This is a genomic window from Thioclava kandeliae (genome assembly GCF_040297545.1).
GTDB lineage: Bacteria > Pseudomonadota > Alphaproteobacteria > Rhodobacterales > Rhodobacteraceae > Thioclava > Thioclava kandeliae.
The window spans coordinates 145,824-160,738 of record NZ_JAYWLC010000006.1; the positions used below are offsets into that span (position 1 = coordinate 145,824).

The following is a 14,915-nucleotide window of genomic DNA, read 5'->3' on the forward strand; positions in this document are numbered from 1 at the left end:
CCAAAATCATGAACGACATGAGATTGACGGAGAGAAAAGTGGACACCAAGGAAATGAAGATCCAGGCCCGCAAGGTGCAGGTCTATTACGGTGACACCCATGCCATCAAGGACGTCGATGTCGATATCCTCGACAAGACCGTCACCGCCTTTATCGGCCCCTCGGGCTGCGGGAAATCGACCTTCCTGCGCACGCTCAACCGGATGAATGACACGATCGACATCTGCAAGGTGAAGGGCGAGATCCTGCTCGATGGCGAGGATATCTACGATCGCCGCGTGGACCCCGTGCAGCTGCGCGCCAAGGTAGGAATGGTGTTCCAGAAGCCCAACCCCTTCCCCAAGTCGATCTATGACAACGTGGCCTATGGCCCGCGCATCCACGGCCTGGCCAAGAACAAGGCCGATCTGGACGAGATCGTGGAACGCGCCCTGCGCGGTGCGGCGATCTGGAACGAGGTGAAAGACCGCCTTCAGGCACCGGGCACCGGCCTCTCGGGTGGCCAGCAGCAACGCCTGTGCATCGCCCGCGCCGTGGCGACCTCGCCGGAAGTGCTCCTGATGGACGAGCCCTGTTCGGCGCTCGACCCCATTGCCACCGGTCAGGTCGAAGAGCTGATCGATGAACTCCGCACGCAGTTCTCGGTGGTGATCGTGACCCACTCGATGCAGCAGGCCGCGCGCGTGTCGCAGCGCACCGCCTTCTTCCACCTTGGCAATCTGGTGGAATATGGCGAGACGGGTGACATCTTCACCAATCCCAAGGACCCACGCACCGAGGCCTATATCACCGGCCGGATCGGCTGAGGAAGGACATAGCATGAGCCAACAACATATCTCCTCCGCCTTCGACCGCGATCTGGAAGCCGTGCAGGCGCTTGTCGTCAAGATGGGCGGCATGGTCGAACAGCAGATCCTCGATGCCGCCGAAGCCCTTGAAAGCCGTGACGAGGAACTGGCCCAGCGTGTGCGCAAGCAGGATAAGGCCATCGACGCGCTCGAGGAGCAGATCAACGAGGAAGCCGCCCGCATCATCGCGCTGCGTGCCCCCGTCTCGCGCGATCTGCGGCTGACGCTCTCGGTCATCAAGATCGCCGCCAGCCTCGAACGCGCGGGCGATTACGCAAAGAACATCGCCAAGCGCACCCAGATCCTGATGGATGCCCCCGCCGTCGAAGGCTCGCCCAAGGCGATCCGCCGGATGGCGCAAGCGGTCGAGGGGATGCTCAAGGACGTGCTCGATGCCTATATCCAGCGCGATCCGCAGCTCGCCCGCGATGTGCGCGACCGCGATGTGGAAGTCGACCAGATGTATAACGCGCTCTTCCGCGAGTTCCTGACCTATATGATGGAAGACCCGCGCAACATCACCCCCTGCATGCACCTGCATTTCATCGCCAAGAATATCGAGCGTATGGGCGACCATGCTACCTCGATCGCCGAGCAGGTGATCTATCTCGTCACCGGCGAGACCCCCGACGAAGAGCGCCCGAAACAGTCGAGCGTGATCTCGATGGACAGCACGGAGAAGTAAGATGTCCCCGGCACAACAGCCCTGTGTCCTGGTGGTCGAGGATGAATCGGCCCAGCGTGAAGTTCTCCAGTATAACCTCGAAGCCGAAGGCTTTCGCGTTGTGATGGCGGTCAATGGCGAGGAAGCGCTGTTGATGGTCAAGGAAGAGAAACCCGACCTGATGGTGCTGGACTGGATGCTGCCCAATGTGTCAGGGATCGAGATCTGCCGCCGCGTGAAAGCCTCGGGCGACACCCGCCATATCCCGATCATCATGCTCTCGGCGCGCTCCGAAGAGACGGATCGCGTGCGCGGGCTCGAGACGGGCGCGGATGATTATGTCGTCAAACCCTATTCGGTGGTCGAACTGATGGCGCGGCTGCGCACCCAGCTGCGCCGCACCCGCCCTGCCACCATGGGCGAGCGGCTGAACTACGAGGATATCGTCCTCGACAGCGCCGAGCACCGCGTTTTCCGCGATGGGCAGGCGCTCAAACTGGGTCCGACCGAATTCCGCCTGCTCTCGACACTGATGGAGAAGCCGGGCCGGGTCTGGACCCGTGACCAGCTTCTGGACCGTGTCTGGGGGCGGGACATCTACGTCGACACCCGCACCATCGACGTGCATGTGGGCCGGTTGCGCAAGGCGCTGATGGCGCATGGCGGTGATGATCCGGTGCGCACGGTGCGCGGCACCGGTTACAGCTTGGGCTGATTTTCCAGAAAATCCTCGACTTCCTGACGGGCGGGAATGGCATCGGCTGTTCCGGCCCGCGTCACTTTCAGGGCAGCCGCCGCGGCGGCCAGACGCATCGCCCGCTCGCGCGAGGCGCCTTCGGCCAGACCGGCCGCCAGATAGCCCGCAAATGTATCGCCCGCCCCCGTTGTATCGACCGGTTTCACAGGAAAGGCCGGCATCACAATCAGCCCGCCGGTTTCCAGATTGTGCCAGGTCGCACCCTGCGCGCCTTTGGTCACCACGATCTGTTTCACGGGCATTTCGGGCAGTGCCACACCGAAGCTTTCGCATAGGGCCTTAGCCTCGCCCTCATTGACGATCAGAAGCGAGACATAGGGGAGCACGGCGCGCACCGCCGCCTCGTCGAAGGGAGCCGCCGAATAGATCACGAACACCCCGCGCTCGGCGGCCAGTTGCGCGGCCTCGACCTGCAGGCAGGTTTCGTTCTGCAAGATCAGCAGGTCGCCTTCTTCCGCCTGATCGAGCGCATCGTCCAGAACCGTATCGGGGATCGCCCGATTGGCACCGGGATGGATGACGATCGTATTCTCGGCTGCCTGATCGACATAGATGATCGCATGGCCCGAGGCCTCGCGCACGATGACCACCTGCGTGCAATCGACGCCCGCATCCTCCATCCGCTCGACCATCCAGCGCCCTTCGGACCCGATCGCCCCCAGATGCCGGATCTCGGCCCCCGCGCGGGCGCAAGCAACGGATTGGTTGGCCCCTTTTCCGCCAAGCCCACGGTCATAGCCTATCGAGGCCAGCGTTTCGCCCGCCTGCGGCAGATGGGGCAGCCGGTAGAAGTAATCCGCATTGATCGAGCCGAGATTGAAAATTTTCATGAAGACCTCGAATGGCGCCAGTTGTGCGCAGGCTAGCCTTGGACAGGCGGATATAACAAGGTCTGGCGCAAGTTTCCCTACGCCAGACCTTTCCGTGATGTGTCGCGATTACTTCGCGTTACAGGCCGCCAGCGCCGCCATATTGACGATATCGGAGACAGTCGCCGTGGTCGAGCAGACCTGGATCGGATGCTCGACACCGGTCAGGATCGGGCCGATCACAGTCGCGCCGCCCATTTCCTGCAAGAGCTTGATCGAGATCGAGGCCGAGTGACGCGCGGGCATCACCAGAATATTGGCCGGACCCGACAGACGGCAGAAATCGTATTTCTTCATGACTGACGCATTGAGCGCCACATCAACGGCCATCTCGCCATCATATTCGAAATCGACGCCACGCTTATCGAGCACTTTCGGCGCGACATGCATCTTCTGCGCGCGCTCCGACACCGGATAGCCGAAGGTCGAGAAGGAGCAGAAGGCCACGCGCGGGTCGAGCCCCAGCGAACGTGCCACCTCGGCCCCTGCAGTGGCGATATCGGCCAGATCGTTCTCGTCGGGCCATTCATGCACCAGCGTATCGCCCAAGAGCACGATCTTGCCCTTGTTCAGCACGGCGGTAATGCCGACGGCCCCGCTTTCGGCAGTGGCATCGACGACCTTGTTGATCCGCTCCAGCACATGGGCCGATTTGCGGGTGACACCCGTCACCAGTGCATCACCATGGCCATGCACCAGCATGAGGGCGGCAAAGACATGGCGGTCGCGGGCGGCCATCTTATAGGCATCCTCGCGGTCCACACCCTTGCGCTGCAGGCGCTTGTAGAGGAAATCACGATAGGTCTCGAGATGCTTGGTATTGGCCGCGTTGACCACGGTCAGCTCGCGGAACGCATCGCCAAGGCCGGCACTTTCGAGCTTCTCTCGCACGTCGTTCTCGCGGCCCACCACGATAGAGGTGCCGGTGCCCGAACGCTGGTATTGCACCGCCGCGCGCAGCACGCGCAGGTCATCGCCCTCGGCAAAGATCATGCGGGCCTGCGCCTTGCGGGCACGGGCATGGATCGACTGCAGGATCGTCGCGGTCGGGTCCATGCGCGCCTTGAGGCTGTGGACATAGGCATCCATATCGATGATCGGCCGCCGCGCCACGCCCGTATCCATACCGGCCTTGGCCACCGCCGGCGGGATCACATGGATCAGGCGCGGATCGAAGGGTGTCGGGATGATATAATCGCGTCCGAAAGACAGCTTACGGCCATAGGCCATCGCTACCTCATCCGGCACATCCTCGCGGGCGAGTTTCGCCAGCGCCTCGGCACAGGCAATCTTCATCTCGTCATTGATCGCGCGGGCATGGATATCGAGCGCGCCACGGAACAGATAGGGGAAACCAAGCACGTTATTGACCTGGTTCGGATAATCCGAACGGCCCGTTGCCACGATCGCATCCTCGCGGACCTCATGGGCCTCTTCGGGGGTGATCTCGGGGTCGGGGTTGGCCATGGCGAAGATGACCGGATTATCGGCCATGGATTTCACCATATCCTGCGTGACCGCGCCCTTGGCAGACACACCAAGGAACACATCGGCCCCTTTCATCGCATCTTCCAGCGTGCGGGCGGTGGTCTCGACCGCATGGGCCGATTTCCACTGGTTCATCCCCTCGGTGCGGCCCTGATAGATCACACCCTTGGTGTCGCACATGATGCAGTTCTCGTTGCGTGCGCCCATCGCCTTGATCAGCTCGAGACAGGCGATACCGGCGGCGCCGGCACCATTGAGCACGATCTTGCAATCCTCGATCTTCTTGCCCGAGATCTCGAGTGCGTTCAGAAGACCTGCCGCACAGATCACCGCCGTGCCGTGCTGGTCATCATGGAACACCGGAATATCCATCTGTTCCTTCAGCGCCTGCTCGATGATAAAGCATTCGGGCGCCTTGATATCTTCGAGGTTGATGCCGCCGAAGGTCGGCTCCATCAGCTTGACGGCCTTGATGATCTCGTCGGCATCCATCGTATCGAGCTCGATATCGACAGCATTCACGTCGGCGAATTTCTTGAACAGAACCGCCTTGCCTTCCATCACGGGCTTGGAGGCCAGCGCACCAAGATTGCCCAGCCCCAGAATGGCCGAGCCGTTCGAGATCACGGCAACCATATTGCCTTTGACGGTGTAGTCATAAGCGGTTTCGGGGTTCTCGGCGATCGCCTCGACCGGAACAGCCACACCCGGGCTATAGGCCAGCGACAGATCGCGCTGGGTGGTCATGGGCGTTGTGGGCGTAATCTCGTATTTTCCCGGAATGGGCTCGAGATGGTAATTCAACGCTTCTTCGCGGGTAATCTTGTTCTTTCCGGACATGTGGGCCGATATCCTTCTTTTTGGTCTCAGACTTCTTAACGGCTTGTCGCGGCTGCCTCAATAGACACGGGCGCGGTAGTTCGCCGCTCCCCTCGGGACCACCCGACACCCCGTTCAACAACCCGCCCAACAGATTGCGGGCGGCGGGCTGTTTTTGTAGGGTCCGCTCGAGCAAACAGGGGGCATCCATGGCAAAGCCGACCGTCACACCGATGATGGAACAATATCTGGGTATCAAGGACGCCAATCCGGGTGCGCTTTTGTTCTACCGCATGGGCGATTTCTACGAGATGTTCTTTCAGGATGCGGTCGAGGCGGCAGCGGCGCTCGATATCGCGCTGACCAAGCGCGGCAGCCATGAGGGCGAGGATATCCCGATGTGCGGCGTGCCGGTCCATGCCGCCGAGGGCTACCTGCTGACGCTGATCCGCAAGGGCTTCCGCGTGGCAATTGCCGAACAGCTCGAAGATCCCGCCGAGGCCAAGAAGCGCGGCTATAAGGCCGTGGTCAAACGCGATGTCGTGCGGCTGGTGACACCGGGCACGCTGACCGAGGAGAGCCTGCTGGAGGCGCGGCGGCATAACTTCCTTGCGGCCTATTCCGCCCTGCGCGACGAGGGCGCGCTGGCCTGGGTCGATATCTCGACCGGCGAGTTCCGCGTGATGCCCTGCGCCCCCGCGCGTCTGGGGCCGGAACTGGCCCGCCTGACACCGCGTGAGGTGCTGGTCTCGGATACCAACGAGGACGCATTCCGCGAGGTGATCGAGGATGTGAAAGCGGCGGTGACCCCTTTGGCACGGGCCGTCTTCGACAGTGCCTCGGGCGAGCAGAAACTGCGAGATCTCTATCAGGTGGGTTCGCTGGAAGCCTTCGGCAGCTTCAGCCGCGCCGAGCTTTCGGCAATGGGCGCGATTGTCGATTATCTCGACCTGACCCAGCGCGGCAAACTGCCCCTCCTGCGCCGCCCCCTGCGCGAGGAAGCGGGCACGATCGTGCAGATCGACGCCTCCACACGCCGTAATCTGGAACTGACGCAGGCGCTTTCGGGCGGGCGTGAGGGGTCGCTGCTGAATGTGATCGACCGGACCGTGACGGCGGGCGGTGCACGTCTGCTGGAACGTCGGGTCTCCGCGCCCTCGCGCGATCTGGCCCAGATCCATGCGCGTCATGATACGGTGGCGTTTCTCGTGGAACAGAGCCGTTTTACCGAGGATCTGCGCGCCGATCTGAAGCGCTGCCCCGATATGGACCGCGCCCTGTCGCGGCTGGCGCTGGATCGTGGCGGTCCGCGTGACATGGCCGCGATCCGCAATGCGCTGGGTCAGGCAGGCGGACTGTATGATGTGATCACGGGGTCCGAGGCACCGCGCCTGTTACAGGACGCCGCACAGGCGCTGCAAGGCCATGACGAATTGGTAGCCCTGCTGGATGCGGCCCTGATTGCCGAACCGCCGCTTCTTGCCCGTGATGGCGGATTTATCGCGCAGGGCTACGACGAGGAGCTGGACGAGACCCGCCGCCTGCGCGACGAGGGGCGTGGCGTGATTGCGGGGATGCAGGCCGGATTTATTGAGGAAACCGGTATTTCGAGCCTGAAAATCAAGCATAACAACGTGCTGGGCTATTTCATCGAATGCACCTCGACCCATGCCGAGAAGATGCTCTCGGCGCCTTTGTCCGAGAAATTCATCCATCGCCAGACCACGGCCAATCAGGTGCGCTTCACCACCGTCGATCTCTCGGAGTTGGAAACGCGCATCCATAATGCCGGTGCGCGGGCGCTCGAGATCGAAAAACGGCTCTATGACAGGCTGAAGGCGGGCATCATGGATCAGGCAGGCCCGATTGGCGAGGCGTCGCGGGCGCTGGCCGAAATCGATCTGGCCTGTGCCTTCGCCGATCTGGCGCGGGCGGGCGACTGGGTGCGCCCCGAGATCGACAACTCCCGCGCGTTTGAAATCACGGCAGGGCGGCATCCGGTCGTGGAACATGCGCTCAAACGCTCGGGCACGCCGTTCATCGCCAATGATTGCGGGCTGACCAAGGAGAGCACGCCAGCGATCTGGCTGCTGACAGGCCCCAATATGGCGGGTAAATCGACCTTCCTGCGGCAGAATGCGATCATCGCGCTCCTGGCGCAAGCGGGGAGCTTCGTGCCGGCCACCCGCGCCCATATCGGGCTGGTGAGCCAGCTGTTCTCGCGCGTGGGCGCGGCAGATGATCTGGCCCGAGGCCGGTCGACCTTCATGGTCGAAATGGTCGAAACCGCCGCAATCCTCAATCAGGCCGATGACCGCGCACTGGTGATCCTCGACGAGATCGGGCGCGGGACCGCTACCTATGACGGGCTGTCGATTGCATGGGCGGTGATGGAGCATCTACATGCCACCAACCGCTGCCGTGCACTCTTTGCCACCCATTACCACGAGATGACCGCGCTTTCGGCCAAGCTCGACGGGGTGGAGAATGCCACCGTCAGCGTGAAGGAACATGCGGGCGATGTGATCTTCCTGCATGAGGTAAAAAAGGGCGCGGCCGACCGCTCCTACGGGGTGCAGGTCGCGCGTCTGGCGGGGCTGCCCGATAGCGTGGTGGCGCGGGCGAAGTCCGTGCTGGATATGCTGGAGAAAGGCGACCGTGACAGCGGCGCCAAGAAACAGATGCTGATCGATGATCTGCCGCTCTTTGCCTCTGCGCCGCCGCCCCAGCCCGTGGCGCCGCTGGGCCCGAGCCCGCTGGAGGAACGTCTGGGCGCGATCAACCCCGATGACCTGTCCCCGCGTGAGGCACTTCAAGCGCTTTATGACCTGCGCGAGATGCTGAAATGACAAAGGGGGCCAAGCGGCCCCCTTTTCAATGCTTCCCGTGAAACATCACTTCGGCGTCGAGCTCACGCCCACCTTGGCCGGACGCAGCAGACGGTCATGGATCATGAAGCCCACATCCATCACTTGGATGATGTCGCCCGCAACCGTGTTCGGCACAGGGGCTTCGAACATCGCCTCGTGATGGGTCGGATCGAACTTGTCGCCCACCTGCGGCGCGATCTGGCTGATGCCGTGCTTCTCGAACACGTTCACCAGTTCGCGCTGCGTCAGCTCGACGCCCTCGATCAGGGCTTCGGCCTTCTCGCGCAGCTCTTCCGAAATGGCGTTCAGCGCGCGCTGCATATTGTCATAGACCGGCAGCATGTCGCGGGCCAGACGCGAGCCACCGTAATTCTCGGCGTCGCGGCGCTCTTTATCGGCGCGCTTGCGCGAATTCTCGGCATCGGCCAGCGCGCGCATCCAGCGGTCGCGCATTTCGTCGCGTTCGGCACGCAGGGCTTCCAGCTCGTCTGCGCCCTCGTCCATGATGTCTTCGAACGTCTCGTCGAGATGAACCTGATCTTCGCTCATTTCGTCTTTCTTGTCGCTCATGCGTTTCATCCTTTGCCCCGGCCCGACAGCATCCGTCCGACCAGTTGCGCTGTATAGTCCACGATCGGCACGATCCGCCCGTAATTGAGCCGTGTTGGCCCGATGACGCCGATCGCACCGATTATCTTACGATCAGCGTTCATATAGGGACTTACGACCAGAGAGGAACCCGAAAGTGAAAAAAGCTTGTTCTCGGAACCAATAAAAATGCGCACACCGTCGCCATCCTGCGCCAGATCGAGGAATTCGGCGATGTCGCGCTTGCGTTCGAGATCATCGAAAAGCGTGCGGATGCGGTCGAGATCGGAGATCTGCTCGAGCAGATTCGATTGCCCGCGCACGATCAGCCGCTCGTAGGAAGTGCCCTTGTCTTCCCACTCGGCCAGCCCCTGCTCCACCAGATCGGCGGCCAGCGTATCCAGTTCGGCGCGACGATGCCTGATCTCCTCGGCCATAACACTGCGCAGCTCAGTCAACGTGCGGCCCTCGGCCAGCGAATTGATGAAATTCGCGGCCTCCCGCAGCGAGGACGGCGTCTGTCCGGGGGGCGGCGTGAACACACGGTTCTCCACCTGACCATCGGCCAGCACCAGCACCACCAGAGCGCGGTCGGGCGCGAGCCCCACGAATTCGATATGCTTGATCGGCGCTTCCTGCTTGGGCGAGAGCACAAGGCTCGCGCCATGGGTCATGCCCGAGAGGGCCGAGCCCACACGGTCCATCAGCGTGCCCAGATCGGGATCATTTCCGCCCACCGTGGCATCAAGGGCTGCGCGGTCATCGGCCCCCAGCTGCCCAACCTCCATAAAGCCGTCCACGAACATCCTGAGCCCCATCTGCGTGGGCACGCGCCCTGCCGAGACATGCGGGCTGTCGAGCAGCCCCAGATATTCGAGATCGTTCATCACATTACGGATGGTGGCCGCAGAGAGCTTCTCGCTCATCATGCGGGTCAGGCTGCGCGAGCCCACCGGATCACCGGTCTCCAGATAGCCCTCGACCACGCGGCGAAAGACCTCGCGCGAGCGATCATTCAGCTCTGTCAGGCTCTGTTTTGGCTCAATCATGGTCTCGAAACTCCTGTTACACAGTAAACGGGTTGCGAGAGGGATCGTCAATCGGTCCTGAGCTCTTGCATCGGCTGCGTTACACGCGCAAATGGGGCGATACAGTTTGCGAATAGGAGCGGATATGCGGCCCTCAGGACGGAACCTCAATGAAATGCGCAAGATCTCGATCGAGACGGGCGTCACCAAACATGCCGAAGGCTCCTGCCTGATCAAAGTAGGCGACACGCATGTGCTGTGCACAGCCACGATTGAAGACCGCGCGCCCTCCTTCCTGAAAAACACCGGCCTCGGCTGGGTCACCGCCGAATACGGTATGCTGCCCCGCGCCACCCATTCACGCACCCGTCGCGAGGCAGCCATGGGCAAACAAGGCGGCCGCACCGTCGAGATCCAGCGTCTGATCGGTCGCGCCCTGCGGGCGGGCCTGGACCGTAGCGCTTTGGGCGAACGACAGATCGTCGTGGATTGCGATGTCATTCAGGCCGATGGTGGCACCCGCTGTGCCGCAATCACCGGTGGCTGGGTCGCGCTGCGTCTGGCGGTGAACAAGCTGATGGCCAAAGGGATCATCACCTCCGATCCGCTGATCGACCATGTGGCGGCTGTGTCCTGCGGGATCTATGCCGGCCAGAATGTCTGCGACCTCGATTATGCCGAGGATAGCGAAGCCGGCGTCGACGGCAATTTCATCATGACCGGCAAAGGTAAGCTCATCGAGATACAAATGTCGGCAGAAGGCTCTACCTATACGCGCGAACAGATGAACCAGCTGATGGATCTTGCCGAAAACGGGATCGCAGAGCTGGTAAACGCACAGAAGGAGGCTGTTAAGTGAGAAAGTTTACCGAGAAGAAGCTGCTGGTTGCTACCCATAATGCAGGCAAACTGGAAGAGATTTCCGAGCTGCTGAAGCCTTATGGCATCGAATGTGTGGGGGCCAAGGAGCTGGATCTGGCGGTTCCCGCGGAGACCGAGACCACCTTCGTGGGCAACGCCCGCATCAAGGCGCATGCCGCCGCTAAGGCCACCGGCCTGCCCGCCCTGTCCGATGATAGCGGCATCGAGGTGGATTGTCTTGGCGGGGCTCCGGGTGTCTATACCGCGGATTGGGCCGAAACCCCCAATGGCCGCGATTTCAAGATGGCCATGGAGAAGACGTGGAACGAATGCGAGAAGGTCGGCGCCGACCGTCCGCGCACCGCTCGCTTCTGCTCGACGCTGGTTCTGGCATGGCCGGACGGGCATGAGGAGGTTTTCGAGGGCGAATGCCAAGGTTTCCTCGTCTGGCCGATGCGCGGCGAGGAAGGTCACGGATACGATCCGATGTTCCAGCCCAAAGGGTCGAACAAGACCTTCGCCGAGATGACCCATGAGCGTAAGAACCAATTGTCGCATCGTGCGGATGCGTTCAGGAAACTGACCGCGGCGTTCGAGCCTGCCTGACCCCATCGTGCCACGGCCTCCCGTGGCACCAGCCTCCGGAGCTCCGATGACCCATCACGATGAAGACTGGCGCGCCGGAGGCTTCGGGCTCTATATCCATTGGCCCTTCTGCGCCGCCAAATGCCCCTATTGCGATTTCAACTCGCATGTCAGCACAAAGATTGACCAACACGTCTGGGCAGAGGCCTATCTTTCAGAAATCGACCGTGTTTCGCGTGAAACAGAAGGCCGTGTGCTCAACACAGTGTTTTTTGGCGGTGGCACCCCCTCGCTAATGGACCCTGACGTGGTCGATACCATCCTGACAAAAGTGCGCTCCAGCTGGCGGCTGTCCAATGACTTGGAGATCACCCTTGAGGCGAACCCGACCAGTATCGAGGCTGGACGCTTTCGTGCCTATTCCGAGGCCGGTGTGAACCGTGTGTCAATGGGGATGCAGGCCTTCAATGATGCCGATCTACGCAAGCTGGGCCGAATGCATTCTGCCGCGGAAGGACGCAAAGCCTTTGATATCGCGCGCTCCGTCTTTGACCGTGTGAGCTTCGACCTTATCTACGCGCGACAGGACCAGACGCTCGATCATTGGCGACAGGAGCTGAATGAAGCCCTCTCGATGGCGATTGATCACCTGTCTCTTTATCAACTTACCGTTGAAGACGGGACCGTGTTCGGCGCACGGGCAGAGCGCGGCTTGCTGAAAGGCATACCCGACGATGACAGTGCGGCCGATATGTATCTGCTTACACAAGATCTAGCAGAAGCAGCCGGGTTTCCGGCATATGAAGTGTCTAACCATGCCAAATTAGGCTCTGAAAGTCGCCATAACCTCATCTATTGGCGCTATGGCGATTATCTCGGCATTGGTCCGGGGGCGCATGGCCGCCTGACCCGCAACGGTATCCGTCATGCCACGGACACCCTGAAACACCCCGGTGCGTGGCTGAGTCAGGTGAAGAAAACGGGTTCCGGCGAGGCGTTTCGCGAAGCATTGCGTCGCGACGAGGAGGTAACGGAGTTCCTTCTATTCGGTATGCGTCTTGCCGAAGGGCTCGATCGACATCGCTACATTGCTCTGAGCGGCGCTGATTTCAACGAAGAACGTCTCGCTCATCTTACCAGCATTGGTATGATAGAGGCAGATGACAACAAAATACGCGCGACCCGTGAGGGACGCGCGGTATTGAACGCCGTGATCAGAGAGCTATTGCCCGATTAAATCTTGGTTAGCGCCTGACAGATCGCATCAAGCTGTTCGAGGTCTTTATAGGTCAGAACAACTGTTCCACCTTCCTCGCCTTTATGGTTGATCTCGACTTTCATGCCAATAGTGGCCGAGAGATCTGCTTCCAGCGCCCGTGTATCTGCATCCTTCTCGGGGGCGATACGGGCCTTAGGCTTTTTCTCCCCCACAGGTGCTTTTGCTTTGCGCTCGACTTCCCGCACCGAAAGACCTTTTGCGACGGCCTCTTTGGCCAATGCCACCGGGTCATCTGCGGTAATCATCGCACGCGCATGACCTGCCGTCAGACGTCCATCGCGGAGATAATCCTGAACTTCATTCGGCAAGTTGAGCAGGCGAAGAAGGTTTGCGATATGACTACGGCTCTTCGAGAGCGCTTCTGCGACCTTTTCCTGAGTATGTCCGAACCGGTCCATCAACTGCCGATAGCTGAGAGCTTCTTCCAGCGGGTTAAGATCGGCGCGCTGGATATTCTCGATAATCGCGACTTCCAGAACTTCGGTATCGTTAAACTCGCGAATGATAACCGGAACTTCATGTAGCTGCGCGAGTTGCGACGCGCGCCAGCGGCGCTCCCCCGCAACAATCTCGTACATATCGGCCGTTTTGGGATGTGCCCGCACGATCAGAGGCTGAATGACCCCTTTCTCACGGATGGAATCCGCGAGTTCCTGAAGAGCCTGCTCGTCAAAATGACGGCGCGGCTGCTCGGGATTAGGCTCGATTTTCTCGATCGGAATGAAGCTTTCGGGACGACGCGGCACCGTATTATCCTGATTGGGTTCTAGATTTACATCAGCCATCAAGGCGCTTAATCCGCGCCCAAGTCCACGGCGTTCAGGCTTCTTGCTCATACGGCCCCCTGCGGCTTAACGCTTTCATGGCGTTCCAATAATTCTTTGGCAAGTGCGCGATAGGCCTTCGCCCCTCGCGAGCTACTATCGTAATGCAGTACGGATTGGGCATAGGATGGCGCTTCGGAGATCCGCACATTCCGCGGAATCATTGTCTTGAACACGATTTCTCCAAGCGTTGCGCGGGCGTCCGCCTCTACAAGCTGGGAGAGATTATTGCGAACGTCATACATCGTCAGCACAACCCCCTCAATACGAAGTGAAGGATTGGCGCCTTGCCGCACTTCTCGCACCGAAAGCATGAGCTGCGAGAGGCCTTCAAGAGCAAAGAACTCCGCTTGTAGCGGAACCAAAACGGAATCCGCCGCAACCATCGCATTAACGGTCAGAAGACTAAGAGATGGCGGGCAATCAATAAGAATATAGTCAAACTCGAAGTCGTTTATATGCTCCGAGCGTAGCGCTTTCTGAAGGAGGAAGCTCCGCTGATCCACATCATGGAGTTCCATGTCTGCGGAGGAAAGATCTGTGGTCGCGGGGCTCAACCATAGTCCATCCCACTCCGTTTTCCGGATTATATCGGCGGGTTCTGCATCCGCTGTGAGTAGGTCGTAGGTGCTGAAGTCCCGATCTTCTAGCTCGACACCAAGACCTGTCGATGCATTGCCCTGAGGATCGAGGTCAACCACCAAGACCCGGCACCCTTGTTCAATCAAAGCGCAAGCTAAATTAATCGCTGTGGTTGTTTTACCAACCCCACCCTTCTGGTTGGTAACGGCAATAATGCGTGGTGCCTTCATAAAGGACTGCTCAGACACGCTGTGCTCCTGCGATTTTCAGTATTGTTGCATCCGGATCTGTGACGCTTTTAAGTGCTTCATACTCGAAGGTCCATGTCTTTTGAGCTTCTGCCACTTCACTTTTCCAGTTTGCGCCCTTCGGAAACAGAAAAGTAGCCGTCTTATTTCCGTGATGACACCCGAACTCGAGAAGCATATCAAGCGACGCAAGCGCGCGAGCAGAGACAATATCTGCGGCCAAGGAGGGAATTTCGAGGATACGTTGACTATGAACCTTTATATTCAACCCCAATTCGCGCACGCATGTCAGAAGAAATGCACATTTTCTCTGATCACTCTCGATCAAGTGGATCTCGGCATCTGGTTTATTTTGAGCTGCGATAATGCCAACGACAATACCAGGCAATCCGCCACCGGACCCCATATCAACCCACCGCGTCCAGCTCATATCGTTTTGATATACCTGAATGGAGTCCTGGAGATGCCGATGCTTAAAATCCGAGACCGTAGATTTTGCAACCAGATTGATTACAGGATTCCACTTTGAGACGAGCGCTTCGTAGAGATCGAAGCGCTCAATTGTTTCACGTGAAACATCGGCAGGGAATTGGTGTATAGACATA

At 60.0% G+C, this 14,915-nt stretch carries 14 protein-coding genes; 7 read left to right on the forward strand and 7 right to left on the reverse strand.

Going from position 1 to position 14,915, the window contains the following annotated elements; genetic code table 11:
• Window positions 1-8 precede the first annotated feature (8 nt).
• From pstB to phoB, 3 genes are read left to right on the forward strand one after another with little or no spacing between them, the layout of a single operon-like run.
• Complete coding sequence (gene pstB / locus VSX56_RS09780; RefSeq protein ID WP_339113922.1) at window positions 9-806, forward strand: phosphate ABC transporter ATP-binding protein PstB; 798 nt, start codon at window positions 9-11, stop codon at window positions 804-806.
• A gap of 13 nt (window positions 807-819) precedes the next feature.
• On the forward strand, window positions 820-1,533 hold the full coding sequence (phoU, locus tag VSX56_RS09785) for a phosphate signaling complex protein PhoU (RefSeq protein WP_339113921.1): 714 nt from the start codon (window positions 820-822) through the stop codon (window positions 1,531-1,533).
• Window position 1,534: 1 nt separating this feature from the next.
• The gene (phoB, locus tag VSX56_RS09790) at window positions 1,535-2,227 is read left to right on the forward strand and encodes a phosphate regulon transcriptional regulator PhoB (RefSeq protein WP_339113920.1); all 693 of its coding nucleotides are present in this window, start codon (window positions 1,535-1,537) and stop codon (window positions 2,225-2,227) included.
• Here the strand turns inward: phoB and VSX56_RS09795 are convergent.
• Entirely contained in the window at window positions 2,212-3,099 is an 888-nt protein-coding gene (locus tag VSX56_RS09795) for a ribokinase (RefSeq protein ID WP_350936723.1), read from the reverse strand. The two genes, phoB and VSX56_RS09795, sit on opposite strands and share 16 nt — an antisense overlap.
• 108 nt (window positions 3,100-3,207) lie before the next feature.
• Window positions 3,208-5,466 (reverse strand): NADP-dependent malic enzyme, encoded by a 2,259-nt coding sequence (locus VSX56_RS09800; protein ID WP_350936726.1) that lies wholly within the window; start codon window positions 5,464-5,466, stop codon window positions 3,208-3,210.
• A gap of 188 nt (window positions 5,467-5,654) precedes the next feature.
• On the opposite strand from VSX56_RS09800, the gene mutS reads away from it, so the two are divergent.
• Window positions 5,655-8,294, forward strand: a complete 2,640-nt coding sequence (gene mutS / locus VSX56_RS09805; protein WP_350936728.1) for a DNA mismatch repair protein MutS — start codon at window positions 5,655-5,657, stop codon at window positions 8,292-8,294.
• Between the two features lie 45 nt (window positions 8,295-8,339).
• Here the strand turns inward: mutS and VSX56_RS09810 are convergent, their stop codons facing one another.
• Both VSX56_RS09810 and hrcA read right to left on the reverse strand, forming a co-directional pair.
• Complete coding sequence (locus VSX56_RS09810) at window positions 8,340-8,885, reverse strand: nucleotide exchange factor GrpE (RefSeq protein WP_339113916.1); 546 nt, start codon at window positions 8,883-8,885, stop codon at window positions 8,340-8,342.
• Between the two features lie 5 nt (window positions 8,886-8,890).
• Entirely contained in the window at window positions 8,891-9,952 is a 1,062-nt protein-coding gene (gene hrcA / locus VSX56_RS09815; protein ID WP_339113915.1) for a heat-inducible transcriptional repressor HrcA, read from the reverse strand.
• A 124-nt stretch (window positions 9,953-10,076) separates the two neighbouring features.
• On the opposite strand from hrcA, the gene rph reads away from it, so the two are divergent.
• From rph to hemW, 3 genes are read left to right on the forward strand one after another with little or no spacing between them, the layout of a single operon-like run.
• Entirely contained in the window at window positions 10,077-10,790 is a 714-nt protein-coding gene (gene rph / locus VSX56_RS09820) for a ribonuclease PH (protein WP_350936731.1), read from the forward strand.
• Complete coding sequence (gene rdgB / locus VSX56_RS09825; RefSeq protein WP_339113913.1) at window positions 10,787-11,398, forward strand: RdgB/HAM1 family non-canonical purine NTP pyrophosphatase; 612 nt, start codon at window positions 10,787-10,789, stop codon at window positions 11,396-11,398. The genes rph and rdgB overlap by 4 nt, the downstream gene beginning before the upstream one ends.
• Before the next feature lie 46 nt (window positions 11,399-11,444).
• On the forward strand, window positions 11,445-12,614 hold the full coding sequence (hemW, locus tag VSX56_RS09830) for a radical SAM family heme chaperone HemW (RefSeq protein ID WP_350936735.1): 1,170 nt from the start codon (window positions 11,445-11,447) through the stop codon (window positions 12,612-12,614).
• Here hemW and VSX56_RS09835 read toward each other — a convergent pair.
• Genes VSX56_RS09835 through rsmG form a run of 3 tightly spaced genes read right to left on the reverse strand, consistent with a single transcriptional unit; the run spans window position 12,611 to window position 14,914 of the window.
• Window positions 12,611-13,492 carry a ParB/RepB/Spo0J family partition protein gene (locus tag VSX56_RS09835; protein WP_339113911.1) on the reverse strand — a complete coding sequence of 294 codons (882 nt, stop codon included), beginning with the start codon at window positions 13,490-13,492 and terminating at the stop codon, window positions 12,611-12,613. The genes hemW and VSX56_RS09835 overlap by 4 nt on opposite strands.
• Window positions 13,489-14,292 (reverse strand): ParA family protein, encoded by an 804-nt coding sequence (locus tag VSX56_RS09840; protein WP_339114444.1) that lies wholly within the window; start codon window positions 14,290-14,292, stop codon window positions 13,489-13,491. The genes VSX56_RS09835 and VSX56_RS09840 overlap by 4 nt, the downstream gene beginning before the upstream one ends.
• Window positions 14,293-14,302: 10 nt before the next feature.
• Window positions 14,303-14,914, reverse strand: a complete 612-nt coding sequence (rsmG, locus tag VSX56_RS09845) for a 16S rRNA (guanine(527)-N(7))-methyltransferase RsmG (RefSeq protein ID WP_350936737.1) — start codon at window positions 14,912-14,914, stop codon at window positions 14,303-14,305.
• Between the last annotated feature and the right edge of the window lies 1 nt (window position 14,915).

Bases quoted from the DNA above. Each gene is read 5' to 3' on its own strand.
- hrcA (WP_339113915.1), bottom strand. From the start codon at position 9,952: ATGATTGAGCCAAAACAGAGCCTGACAGAGCTGAATGATCGCTCGCGC.
- VSX56_RS09795 (WP_350936723.1), bottom strand. From the start codon at position 3,099: ATGAAAATTTTCAATCTCGGCTCGATCAATGCGGATTACTTCTACCGG.
- rph (WP_350936731.1), top strand. From the start codon at position 10,077: ATGCGGCCCTCAGGACGGAACCTCAATGAAATGCGCAAGATCTCGATC.
- VSX56_RS09810 (WP_339113916.1), bottom strand. From the start codon at position 8,885: ATGAGCGACAAGAAAGACGAAATGAGCGAAGATCAGGTTCATCTCGAC.
- rsmG (WP_350936737.1), bottom strand. From the start codon at position 14,914: ATGTCTATACACCAATTCCCTGCCGATGTTTCACGTGAAACAATTGAG.
- phoB (WP_339113920.1), top strand. From the start codon at position 1,535: ATGTCCCCGGCACAACAGCCCTGTGTCCTGGTGGTCGAGGATGAATCG.
- phoU (WP_339113921.1), top strand. From the start codon at position 820: ATGAGCCAACAACATATCTCCTCCGCCTTCGACCGCGATCTGGAAGCC.
- pstB (WP_339113922.1), top strand. From the start codon at position 9: ATGAACGACATGAGATTGACGGAGAGAAAAGTGGACACCAAGGAAATG.
- VSX56_RS09800 (WP_350936726.1), bottom strand. From the start codon at position 5,466: ATGTCCGGAAAGAACAAGATTACCCGCGAAGAAGCGTTGAATTACCAT.
- VSX56_RS09840 (WP_339114444.1), bottom strand. From the start codon at position 14,292: ATGAAGGCACCACGCATTATTGCCGTTACCAACCAGAAGGGTGGGGTT.
- VSX56_RS09835 (WP_339113911.1), bottom strand. From the start codon at position 13,492: ATGAGCAAGAAGCCTGAACGCCGTGGACTTGGGCGCGGATTAAGCGCC.
- hemW (WP_350936735.1), top strand. From the start codon at position 11,445: ATGACCCATCACGATGAAGACTGGCGCGCCGGAGGCTTCGGGCTCTAT.
- mutS (WP_350936728.1), top strand. From the start codon at position 5,655: ATGGCAAAGCCGACCGTCACACCGATGATGGAACAATATCTGGGTATC.